Consider the following 11,902-nt stretch of genomic DNA (forward strand, 5'->3'; position numbering starts at 1 on the left):
GCACGGTTTCAAGGTCTCGATGAGCGGCAAGGGAAATTGTTATGATAATTCTATGGTCGAGACGTTCTTCAAATCCATTAAGGCTGAGCTGATTTGGCGCAACCGTTGGGACACACGCCGTCAGGCTGAAGGCGCGATCTTCCAGTATATCAACGGGTTCTATAACCCGCGCCGTCGCCACTCATCGCTTGGCGGGAAAAGTCCCTTGGCTTTTGAGCGAAAGGCCGCATAAATGAGTTCAGAGACCGGAACGTAAGCGGGACAAGACCAATTCGCCAATGGGATGCAAGCAGCCAGATCAACACCGCGCGGGGGCTCATTTGGCGAAGGATCTTTGAAATCATACTGACCACGGTCCTGATCAAAGAAATCAGACGCACCCGCAAAACCATTTTGCAGAAGCGCCGTTATATCGTCAAACAATGCGTCGAATTCCATCCCCGGCCCCTTATCTTGCCCAAAGCAACCCAACAAGGTTTGCAGCGTGATGGCAAGCGGGAAGCGACCGGGGATGAGACAAGCGATTTAGCCCTGCGCTTCGAAGTGGTCTTCGCGCAGCAATGCACTGCCATCGGCCTGCATTACCCAATGTTCGCGCGTGATGATGCCTTTGGCGTTGTTCATGGTCCAGGAGGCGGAAATCACGGCTTCATTTTCGTTCAGGACCTCAACCTTCATGTCGCTATAAGCCACATCTGCGAAACCTTTTGCGATCAGATCGGCCCAAAATGCTTGAATTTCAGCGCGGCCATTAAATTCGCCGAAGGGTGTGGCGACCATCAGGGCGTTTTCCTCATAGCAGGCGGCGCAACCTGCGGCGTTTCCTGTGTTAAAGGCTTCTTTCCATTGAGAAAGTTTGGCAGTTGCGGCGATTTCAATTTTAGTTGTCATGCGAGACCCTTTCATAAGCTAACGGGTGTATCCCTGCCCACACGCCCCAAAACAAGCTTGTTTGTTTAAATTCAATGTTTATACAATCTACACTATGATACCCAATACAAACGATCTTTTGATTTTCCTATCGGTGACGGAAACCCGCAGCATCACCGCGACAGCGGATCAATGTCGCGTGACCAAATCTGCGGTGAGCCAAGCCCTAAAACGTGCGGAAGACGCCATTGGCGCGCGCCTGTTGTTTCGCACCACGCGGTCCATGTCACTGACGGAAACGGGCATGCGCCTGTTGCCGCTATGCCGGAAATTGCGCGACGCCCAGAACGCAGTCGCCGAGGCCGCACAAAACATCGCCACAGGCCAAACAGAGCGGCTTTGCATCACGGCACCCCATGCTTTGTGCCAGGCCCTGGTCGTGCCTGTTTTGACGCAATTGCCTGAACTGTCACAGATTGAAATTCGCTTGATCGCCGAAGACGCAGCCTTAAATCTTGTGGAACATCAGATAGATCTGGCCATTCGGGTGGGTGCGCCTGCCCCTCAATCCGCCCGCATCAGCAAGATTGGCACATTGAAAGAAAGCCTATGGGTCAGCCCCGATTTTCTGGCGACGATTGGCGGGCTGCCGTCCGTTTTGCAGGGGATCGAAACCTGGCCCCACATCGCCAGTGATTGGCAAGGCACGCCTGCGACCTATCAATTGCCATCTGGGGAAACGTTAACCGCGAGGCCACAGATCAGATGTAACACGGTTTTGGGATTGCGGGATTTTATTGCCCAGGGTGCAGGCATCGGACCTTTACCCGATCTTCTAGCCGAGAGTGACCCGAAATTGACGCGTGTGACATCGATTTCAGAAAGCCCGATTTATGCGATGCACCAGCACGGGAAAACGCCCCCAACCCAGTTGCAAACCTTGGTGAAAGCCCTGCGCAAGGCTTTGCGTTAGGCTTCATACAAAAAATCCTCAGGCATTTCCGCCTGAGGATTGAACTTGATGTTTCAGCTTGGAAGCAACGACCTCAGCTGCCGTGAGGTTTTTTGCCAAGGTGTTTGCGAAGGCGCGAAGGTGTTGATTTCGTGCGATCTTTGTAAGGGTTGTCCTGACTGCGCATCCAAATACGGATCGGGATGCCGGGCATGTCGAAATCGACCCGCAGACCATTCACGAGGTAACGCGTATAGCTTTCGGGCAGTTTTTCAGGCAGCGAACACATGACGACAAAGCCAGGTGGGCGCGTGCGCACCTGCGTCATATAACGCAGTTTAATGCGGCGACCAGATGGCGCGGGGGGCGGATGCGCCTCAAGCATATCCATCAGCCAGCGGTTCAGTTTCGCGGTGGAAATCCGGCGGTTCCAAATGTCATGCACGCGCAAAATGGCTTCGCGCAGGCGTTCCATGCCACGTCCGGTTTTGGCCGAAATCGTGATCAGCGGCGCGCCTTTAAGCTGCGGCAGAAGACGGGCGAAGGATTCTTTAAGGTCTTTCAGCTTTTGCTGTTTCTCGTCCTCAATATCCCATTTGTTCACGGCGATCACCACCGCACGACCTTCGCGTTCCGCCAAATCGGCAATGCGCAGATCTTGCTGTTCAAATGGGATTTCCGCATCAAGCAAAACCACCACAACTTCGGCGAACTTCACGGCGCGCAGACCATCGGCAACAGAGAGCTTTTCGAGCTTCTCCTGCACTTTGGCTTTCTTGCGCATACCGGCTGTGTCAAACATCCGAACCGGCGTACCTTCCCAGTCAAAACGCAAGGAAATCGCGTCACGCGTGATGCCCGCTTCGGGACCGGTCAAAAGACGTTCTTCACCAAGAATTTGGTTGATCAGCGTGGATTTACCCGCGTTCGGGCGCCCTACAACGGCGATTTGCAATGGACGGCTGCCAGTGAATTCACGGCTTTTGCCTTCGACTTCTGCTTCCGCTTCTTCGTCGGTCAACTCGACGTCAACGTCAGGCATTTCTTCTTGTTCTTTGGCTTCATAGGCGTCGGACAATGGCATCAAGATTTGGTATAAATCTTCCATGCCCTCGCCATGTTCACCGGACAGGCGCAGGGGTTCGCCAAGGCCCAGAGAGAAAGCTTCAAGCCAGCCCTCTTCGCCCGCTTTGCCTTCGGATTTATTGGCGGCCAAGATGACGTGTTTGGCGGATTTGCGAAGAATTTCAGCGAAAAGCTGATCTGTGGCAAGAACGCCGTCGCGCGCATCGATCATGAACAAACAGATGTCCGCCATTTCAGCGGCACGTTCGGTCAGGCGGCGCATACGGCCCTGAAGGCTGTCGTCGGTTGCATCTTCCAGACCAGCAGTGTCGATCACGGTAAACCGCAAATCGCCCAACCGTGCTTCACCTTCACGCAAATCACGTGTCACGCCGGGTTGGTCATCGACAAGCGCAAGCTTGCGCCCAACAAGGCGGTTAAACAGCGTCGATTTCCCAACATTGGGGCGGCCGACTATGGCGACAGTAAGGGTCATTTTTGATCTCTCCGGACGGATAAGTCGCCCCGATACACTATATAAGGGAAAAGCGAAAGGGGGCGTGATCAAACTTGACCCCGCCCCCAAAGGAAATTTTGCAGTTGCCGATGTCTTTAGCGATACGCCAGTAATTGACCTTTGCTGGAGACAACGTAAAGCGTGCCATCGACCACAGCCATTGTGCTGGCGGCACCACCAGGAAGCGGCGTTTCAGACAGCAGACGGCCATCTTCAGGTGCGAAACTGCGCAGCAGGCCATCGCCAGAGGCAACCATCACACGCCCCCCGGCAAGGACCGGGCCGAAATGTGGGTAAACACTGTCACGGCGGCGGGTTTTGCGCGCTTCAAAATAAGGCAAAGCGATGCTCCAGATGCGTTCACCTGTGGCGGCATCCAGACGCAAAAGTTCCGCTTGATCGGACACCGCGAAAACGGAATCACCTGAGGGCCAAACCGGGTTCATCGCGCCATCGGTTGCCGTCCAAATACGTTCACCGCTGGTCGCGTCCAATGCCGCGATCCGACCAGAGGAACTGCCCGCATAGACACGATTTCCGTCAATCACAGGATCACCCGTGATATCAACGACCTCGGCATAGACGCGGCCACGACGTTGGCCAGCCAGGCTTGCGGCCCACATGCGAACACCACCGCGCGGGAAGGTCGCCGACAGATCGCCAGAGGCATAGGGGAAGATCGCGATTTTGGCATTCACCGCAGGGCCAGCACCACCGGATACGCCGCTTTCAGAGGGGATGCCAGGGATGCTCCATTGGACGCGACCATCGGTTTTATCAATCGCCCATGCTTTACCATCACGCGACACCACATAGACCAAAGCGCCTTGCACAGTGGGCACGCCCGTGGCGGCCCCTTCAAGACGTTGGGTCCAAATCTCGTCGCCCGTGGCGGTATTCAAGGCCACAACAGTACCAAAACCGGTGGTGACATATAGAGTTTCACCATCCACCGCGAGACCGCCACCGCTGGCAGCATCGTTATTGTCAAACCCCGGGGTCATATCCTTGGACCAGATCCGCGCGCCATTGGTCGCAGTCGCAACCAATTGTGTGCGGCTATCAAGGGTGAAGATGCGCCCATCGGCGACAACAGGGTCAGCGGTGATTTGGTAACGGCGGCTGTTGCCCGCGCCAATATCAGCGGACCAAATCAACCCAGTTGTACCGTCAAACGCGGGGTGTTGAACACGGTGGCTGGCAGATCCATTGCGGTGGGTCCAGCTGCTGTGATTGACCGTCGCAGGCGCGTTAAATGCAACCGAACGGTTCTCACGCTCAGCGCGATCCCCAGAAGCTTCGAGCTGTTCACGCGTAACGCGGATCACTTCATCTGCACCTTCGACCGCCTGCGATTCAGCCAACGGCGTGCGCAGATCGTGGCGTTCACCAGGTAAAATCACATCGCGCTTGCTGCAGGCAGACATCAGAATGCCAGCCGCCATCAAAGCAACAACAGAAGTCCGCAGTGGGGTGGTTTTACGCAGCATGGCGTTGGCTTTCATATCTGTCACAGTCTGGCCTTTATCTGTCACGGTCTGGCCCCTTTGCCTAATATTCGCTTCACCTTACGGTGCCCTGCCCCAAACTGTTTCAAGGTAGGAATGGTAATTTATGTTAGGTGGTCTCGAGGCTACCGCCAAGAATTTCAATCAATTGAACCACGCGGGATCGTTGCCCAGGCGTGACTTCGGAATCGATTGCGATATTTTGCAAACGTGTCAAAGCCGCCTCTGTGTCGCCCGCTGTCATGTCTTGAATGGCGATCTGCTCTTCCGCCAAAAGACGAAATGGCGCACCCGCCGCAGAAATGCTTTCAAACGCACTGCGCGCTGCAGCCGCATCAACACCAGGCAGGCTTGCACCCTTGAATGTGGCGAGATCGCGGTAAACTGGCGCAAGGGAAGTATTCGCGGCGATCTCGGCATAAAGCTTCGCGGCGCGGTCTGTATCCCCTGCCTCGGCAGTTTCGGTTGCCTCATAGAAGCCCAAAACATTTGCGGCACCGCTTTGTGCGTCTACGCTGGCACGTGCCGCAGCAAGATCATCTGCACGCAAAGCAGAATCATCATTTTCCAGAGCCGCAACAATGCCGTCACCCGCAGCTTGCGCCGCAGCGGCTGTATTTGATTTGTTGATTTCATTCCAGGTCGCCCCGCCAACAATGCCCACAACGGCCAAAGCTGCGACCCAGCCATAACGCCGCACCATTGTCCAAAGCTGTTCTTGGCGAACTTCTTCGGTGACTTCATCAATGAAACTGTCGGTATTGCTCACGAAATTGCGTCCCTCTTGTTTGCGTCTGTTCCAATATGGCAGGTTTCCCTATCCGTTTGTGGCCCGGAAATTCCCCGAGAACGCGTATAATTTTCTCCGTCATAGCGCGGATGAGGCAAGCTTGCCAAGTGCTGATGAACCCGTTCTGATCCTGCGGCGGCTTCTTGCGCTTGCTGCCTGCCCTACACCCCCATGCGTCACATCACCGCTTTCGACACCCGCGATAGCGCATCTATACATATATAAGGCACATCTCATTGTGCAAAACGAGAGAGATCCGGTTTTGACCAAAGTCTTGTAACACAGGCTGAAGAACGCTAAATAAACTAAACGGTTCAGAACATTCCGCATGGAATATTCGTATTGCCATGCGTTGCATGACAGTCGGTTCAACAATGGGACCGCAAATTTGGGTTGGAATTTCAATACAAATTCACCCCAGATGCATAGGATAAGCTGTTGGAAAATCATTATTTTCTGACAAGGATGATTGTAAACGCTGGCCAATCTTGCCAGTTCACGAAGAGGCGCGCGTCGCCCGGAAGGTCACGATGAAACTTCTCTCCCTGCTGACGGCGGCCCTTGTGACGCTCTTTTTATATGCATTGGTCCTAGAGCGTGACGCACTTCGCGCTTTTGCCTCGGGCTCTGAGGAAGAGATCGTGCAAGAAGATGAAACACCGACCTTCGAAAACCTTGTTTCGGTTGTTGCACTGAAATCCACCGCACAATCCGTAGAAAATGCGATCTTGCTGCGCGGCGAAACCGAAGCGTCACGCCAGGTGGTTGTATCGGCGGAAACTTCGGGTCGCGTTATCTCTGATCCGATCCGCAAAGGGGCATTCGTCGAAACCGGACAGTTGCTGTGCGAATTGGATCCAGGCACCCGTGCCAGCGCCGTTGCGGAAGCCGTCGCGCGCGTATCTGAGGCACGCGCCCGTGAAATCGAAGCCGGAATCAACTTGAACGCTGCCGAACGCCTTGGTGAAGGCGGATTTGCGTCAGAAACCCGTGTGGCATCCGCACAAGCTGCACAGGAAGCCGCATTGGCGGGCATTCAAGCCGCCGAAGCCGGCGTTGCCGCCGCGCAAAAGGAAATCGAACGTCTACAGATCCGCGCCCCCTTTGCAGGGCTGTTGGAAAGCGACACAGCGGAACTTGGCACTTTGATGCAGCCTGGCGCCGCTTGTGCCACGGTCATTCAGCTTGATCCCGTAAAGATCGTGGGCTTTGTGCCGGAAACTGACGTTGCGAAAATCAGCCTCGGCGCATTGGCAGGTGCACGCCTGACCTCGGGCCGTGAACTGACCGGCATGGTGTCTTTCCTATCGCGTTCCTCTGATCCCCAAACACGCACCTTCCGCGTTGAGATCGAAATGCCGAATGCGGATTTCTCGATCTTGGATGGTCAAACGGCGGAAATCTTGATCGCGTCAAGCGGGTCCAACGCCCATTTGATGCCAGGATCTGCGCTGACATTGTCCAATGATGGCACCCTTGGCGTGCGCATCGTCGATGCCGATAACATCGCGCAATTTACGCCGGTTGAATACATTCGCGACACGCCCGAAGGCATTTGGCTGGGTGGCCTGGCGGATGAGGTCACTGTGATCGTTGAGGGTCAAGAATACGTCGGTAATGGCGAAAAGGTTGATGTGCACTTCCGGGAGGTCAACCAATGACCGGCATTGTAGATTGGGCTGCTGATCACGCCCGAATGGTTATCGCCTTCATCCTGATGTCGTTGACAGCGGGGACAATGGCCTATGTATCCTTGCCCAAAGAGGGCGAGCCAGACATTGATATCCCTGCCCTATTTGTATCGGTTCCTTTCCCTGGCATTTCCGCAGAAGACGCAGAAAAGCTGCTGGTGCAGCCGATGGAAACGGAATTGTCTGACCTTGATGGATTGAAAGACATTTCCGGCACGGCCGCCGAAAACTATGCAGGTGTGGCGCTTGAATTCGAATTCGGTTGGGATAAGACCAAAATCATCGCAGATGTGCGCGATCGCATGGGACGCGTGGAAGCGAATTTCCCAGCCGGGGCCGAAACCTACACCATCAACGAGATCAACTTTTCCGAATTTCCGATCCTGATCGTCAACCTAACCGGCAACGTCCCAGAACGCACTTTGTTGCGTGTTGTGAAAGACTTGCAAGACGCGGTTGAAGGGCTTGAACCCGTGCTTGAGGCCGGCATCGCAGGCCAACGCGACGAGATGTTGGAAGTTCTGATCGATCCGTTGAAACTGGAAGCCTATAACGTCACAGCCCCTGAACTGATCAATGTGGTGCGCCAGAACAACCAATTGATCGCAGCGGGTGAGATCGACAGTGCCTCAGGTACGTTTGCGGTTAAAATCCCGTCATCCTTTGATGAACCCCAAGATGTCTACGCTCTGCCCGTCAAAACCAATGGCGAACGGGTGATCACATTGGGCGATTTGGCTGAGATCAACCTGACCTTTGAAGATCGCCAAGGCACCGCGCGCTTTAACGGCGAAAACACCGTTGCCTTGCAGGTGGTGAAACGCAAGGGCTTTAATATTATCGACACATCCGCCCTTGTCCGCGAGACGATCAACGCCGAGGTCGCCAATTGGCCGCCTGAGCTGCAAGCCGCTGTAAATGTTGGCTTCTCTAATGATCAAAGCCGCACGGTTGGGTCCATGGTCAGCCAGTTGGAGGGCTCTGTTCTGACGGCGGTGGCGCTTGTGATGATCGTTATTTTGGGCGCACTTGGTGTGCGATCTGCCCTGCTGGTGGGCTTTGCGATCCCGACCTCATTCCTGTTGTGTTTTGTGCTGCTGGCCCTGATGGGCATCACTGTATCGAACATCGTCATGTTCGGCCTGATCTTGGCCGTGGGCATGCTGGTGGATGGCGCGATTGTGGTGGTGGAATATGCCGACCGGCGCATCAAAGACGGCATTGGCCCGATGCACGCCTATGTGGAAGCCGCCAAACGCATGTTCTGGCCGATCATTTCCTCAACTGCGACAACGCTTTGTGCGTTTCTGCCGATGTTATTCTGGCCAGGTGTGCCGGGTCAATTCATGGGCATGTTGCCGGTGACATTGATCTTTGTTCTGTCTGCATCCCTTGTGGTTGCCCTGATTTACCTGCCCGTCATGGGCGGTGTTGCAGGTCGGATGAGCCGCGTTTTTGACAACCTGTCCAAAGCTTTGAAGCCTGCACATATCGGCATCAAGGTCCCTCTTACCGTCATCTCCCTATATGCGCTGTATTATGGGGTAATGCTTGTTTTGCGTGCAGAAGCTGGGGTTCAATTCGCTTTCTTTGGCTTTATCGTCTTCGCAATCGGAGGCATGGCGACATCAATCACCGTTCCCGCCTGCATGCCCGAACCACGTGAAAAACGCGTGCAATCTGGCTTTCGGCGCAACTATTTTGGCCAAATCATCAACTTCATCTCGGGCAACCCCATTATGCCATTGGTGGTCCTTGGGGTTGTTTTCTTCTTTGTTATGTCGACCTTCACCTATTTCGGCGCGAACAACAAAGGGGTTGAATTCTTCGTTGAAAGTGAACCGGAACAGGCGATTGTCTATGTAAAGCAACGCGGTAACCTGTCGCTTGAAGAAAAAGACGATGCAGTCAAACGTGTGGAAGACGTGGTGCTTGGTATCAAGGGGATTCAAACATCTTTCGCCTTCGCAGGCCAAGGTGGCTTGAACAACAACACCGGCGGCGCACAGCCCCCTCGTGACAGCATTGGGCAAGTTCAGATCGAATTGATCCCATGGGACGATCGCCCCACCATCACCACGATGGAATTCCTGTGGGGCTTTATCCCCTATCCGGCTACGGGCATTGACCCTGAATATGACGGGAACTTTGTCATCGCGCGGCTTAAAGAAGCCCTCGCAGAGCTGCCAGGCCTGCAAACCGAGGTTCTGAACCTTGCCCAGGGTCCGGCCTCGGCGAAACCTGTGCATCTGCGCCTGAAAGGCGACGATCCGATCCAGTTACGTGACGCCACAGAAGCTGCCCGCGCCCATTTTGATGCCACCATTGGTCTGGCCGATGTGGAAGACACCCTGCCCCTGCCCGGTATTGATTGGGAGATCGAAGTCGATGTCGCGCGTGCCGGTCGGTATGGCGCGGATGTGGCCACCGTTGGCGGTATGGTGCAATTGGTCACCCGCGGCATTCTGCTGGACACGATGCGGGTGGACAGCTCGGATGAGGAAATCGAGATCCGCGTGCGCCTGCCCGCAAAAGATCGCCTGCTGTCCACGTTGGACACGTTGAAAGTGCGTACCGAAGGTGGGCTTGTTCCCTTGTCAAACTTCATCACGCGCAAGCCTGTGGCCGCGCTGGCCCAGATCGATCGTGACAATCAGATACGACGGTTTGACATCAAATCCGGCGTAGACAGTGGCCTCGTGAAATTCGTATCCTCTGACGAGGTAGATGACGAAGACACCATCGAAACCATTCAGGCCATCGCATATGAATTGGAGGCCGACGGCGAAACACCCCCTGGTTTGCGTCGCGTGGACAGTGACGCGGGAAGCTTTGCATTTGCATGGTTTGCCCCAGGTCAAACACCCGCCGAGATCCTTGACCAGCTTGACCAAAGTGAACTGACAAAAGCGCCAATCAACGCCAATGAACGCATCGCTGAGCTGACCAAATGGTTGGAGATGGATGATTCATTGCCCACAGGCGTGACATGGGAATGGACGGGTGACCAGGACGAGCAAGCCGAAAGTGGTGCCTTTCTGGCGAAGGCCTTTACCGGCGCTCTTGGTCTGATGTTCATTATCTTGCTGGCTCAATTCAACTCGGTCTATAACTCGGTTTTGGTGCTGCTCGCGGTGGTCTTATCGACCACAGGCGTCTTGATCGGCATGTTGGTCATGGATCAAACCTTCTCGATCATCATGACCGGTACGGGGATTGTGGCTTTGGCGGGGATCGTGGTGAACAACAACATTGTTTTGATCGATACCTATCAAGAATACGCCCGCTTCATGCCCAAGATCGAGGCGATTTCACGCACAGCCCAAGCCCGCATTCGCCCGGTTTTGTTGACAACGTTGACCACCATGGCCGGGCTTGCACCGATGATGCTCGGGCTAAATCTTGACTTCATCAACGGCGGCTATTCCATCGACAGCCCAACAGCCCTTTGGTGGAAACAGCTGGCAACAGCCGTGGTGTTTGGCCTGGGGATCGCGACGGTGTTAACCTTGATCCTGACGCCGTCCTTGCTGGCCCTACGCGTTTGGGTTTCCGTGGGCGCCTATCGGTCCTTCACTGGCCTTAAGGCAATGTCTATGGGGCCCGAAAGCCGGATCGCCCGTGACATCGCCCTTGGGCGCGCAGCAAAGAAAATCAAATCCCCCGAAATCATGTGGGATCTGCCGGAACCTGCAATACCATCTGAGACGTCAGAAATTGAGGATGGCGAACGCCCTGCTTATATGCAGCAATCCCGCCCTGATATTGACGACCGCCCGACAGAAATGGCCCCCCCAAACGAAACGCCAAAACCGGCAACATAGCGGGGCAACCCTCTAAATCATCCACACACATATTGAAACGGCCAGGGATAATGTTCTGGCCGTTTTTTTTGTTGTGAAGGGCACCACATTCTCGCAGTTCAAGCGTTCGTCCGGCGCACCGTGGAGCGCGCCGGACGCACTGCAGTCTCTGATTATCCGCCGCAGCAATTACAACGTTGACGGTTGCCATCTTGACACCTCGATTGTGAGAACTGGTTGCGGGGGGATACCCAACCCTGCGCAATAAAAAAGAGGCATCAACCATTTGGTCGTGCCTCTTGCGGTAAGTACAATTTACCCTTGTTAACTTCCAGATCAATGGCCGATGGCGGAGAGCATGTCTGTGAAGGTTCTTGGGTAATCCCCCCATTTTTAATGGGGTCCGCTTACAGAATATTCTGTTGAAAAACTCGCAGTTTTCACGGCACTGCATCACAGGATGAATAGCTCTTGTCCTGATTTCACAGGACGGTTCTGGCCTGAATTGAGTTCGGGGCTAGTTTGGCTAACTTTTTGAGGTTCTGAGCGGTTGCGGCGAGGATGAATTCATCGTGTGCGCCACAAGGGCCGCGCAATCGCAGCCGCCCTAAGCCGTGAATACGTTTCAGATGGGCGAACGACATTTCGACCTTTTTGCGCAGTCGGCATGAGATGGCGTATTGCTGCGTTTGCGACAGGGCGCGGG

General features: G+C 54.7%; 9 protein-coding genes. 4 read left to right on the plus strand and 5 right to left on the minus strand.

All coding sequences use genetic code 11. From position 1 onward, the window contains the following. The coding region (locus RJ38_RS18375; protein WP_156121689.1) for an integrase core domain-containing protein at positions 1–232 on the plus strand (232 nt) is incomplete at its 5' end. Positions 233–525: 293 nt separating this feature from the next. On the opposite strand, the gene RJ38_RS00890 is transcribed toward RJ38_RS18375, so the two are convergent. Then, on the minus strand, positions 526–891 hold the full coding sequence (locus RJ38_RS00890; RefSeq protein ID WP_039017040.1) for a YybH family protein: 366 nt from the start codon (positions 889–891) through the stop codon (positions 526–528). A gap of 94 nt (positions 892–985) precedes the next feature. On the opposite strand from RJ38_RS00890, the gene RJ38_RS00895 reads away from it, so the two are divergent. Next, positions 986–1,843, plus strand: a complete 858-nt coding sequence (locus RJ38_RS00895; protein WP_156121691.1) for a LysR family transcriptional regulator — start codon at positions 986–988, stop codon at positions 1,841–1,843. 73 nt (positions 1,844–1,916) lie between these two features. Here RJ38_RS00895 and der read toward each other — a convergent pair whose 3' ends face one another. The 3 genes from der to RJ38_RS00910 form a co-directional block, all read right to left on the minus strand. Beyond that, a complete protein-coding gene (gene der, locus RJ38_RS00900) occupies positions 1,917–3,383 on the minus strand; it encodes a ribosome biogenesis GTPase Der (RefSeq protein ID WP_039017042.1) in 1,467 nt (488 codons plus the stop codon). A gap of 116 nt (positions 3,384–3,499) precedes the next feature. Then, on the minus strand, positions 3,500–4,939 hold the full coding sequence (locus RJ38_RS00905) for a PQQ-like beta-propeller repeat protein (RefSeq protein WP_238321616.1): 1,440 nt from the start codon (positions 4,937–4,939) through the stop codon (positions 3,500–3,502). 82 nt (positions 4,940–5,021) lie between these two features. Continuing rightward, on the minus strand, positions 5,022–5,681 hold the full coding sequence (locus RJ38_RS00910; RefSeq protein ID WP_039017043.1) for a hypothetical protein: 660 nt from the start codon (positions 5,679–5,681) through the stop codon (positions 5,022–5,024). Positions 5,682–6,232: 551 nt separating this feature from the next. Between RJ38_RS00910 and RJ38_RS00915 the strand changes: the two genes are divergently transcribed. Continuing rightward, positions 6,233–7,363 (plus strand): efflux RND transporter periplasmic adaptor subunit, encoded by a 1,131-nt coding sequence (locus tag RJ38_RS00915; protein ID WP_039017044.1) that lies wholly within the window; start codon positions 6,233–6,235, stop codon positions 7,361–7,363. Next, the gene (locus tag RJ38_RS00920; protein ID WP_082005585.1) at positions 7,360–11,217 is read left to right on the plus strand and encodes an efflux RND transporter permease subunit; all 3,858 of its coding nucleotides are present in this window, start codon (positions 7,360–7,362) and stop codon (positions 11,215–11,217) included. The genes RJ38_RS00915 and RJ38_RS00920 overlap by 4 nt, the downstream gene beginning before the upstream one ends. Positions 11,218–11,678: 461 nt before the next feature. Here RJ38_RS00920 and RJ38_RS18380 read toward each other — a convergent pair. Then, positions 11,679–11,902 (minus strand): transposase (locus tag RJ38_RS18380; RefSeq protein WP_202903849.1); only part of this gene is annotated, 224 nt, incomplete at its 5' end.

Origin of the sequence: Halocynthiibacter namhaensis, from assembly GCF_000812685.1 — a bacterium.
GTDB lineage: Bacteria > Pseudomonadota > Alphaproteobacteria > Rhodobacterales > Rhodobacteraceae > Halocynthiibacter > Halocynthiibacter namhaensis.

Bases quoted from the DNA above. Each gene is read 5' to 3' on its own strand.
- RJ38_RS00890 (WP_039017040.1), bottom strand. From the start codon at position 891: ATGACAACTAAAATTGAAATCGCCGCAACTGCCAAACTTTCTCAATGG.
- der (WP_039017042.1), bottom strand. From the start codon at position 3,383: ATGACCCTTACTGTCGCCATAGTCGGCCGCCCCAATGTTGGGAAATCG.
- RJ38_RS00915 (WP_039017044.1), top strand. From the start codon at position 6,233: ATGAAACTTCTCTCCCTGCTGACGGCGGCCCTTGTGACGCTCTTTTTA.
- RJ38_RS00920 (WP_082005585.1), top strand. From the start codon at position 7,360: ATGACCGGCATTGTAGATTGGGCTGCTGATCACGCCCGAATGGTTATC.
- RJ38_RS00895 (WP_156121691.1), top strand. From the start codon at position 986: ATGATACCCAATACAAACGATCTTTTGATTTTCCTATCGGTGACGGAA.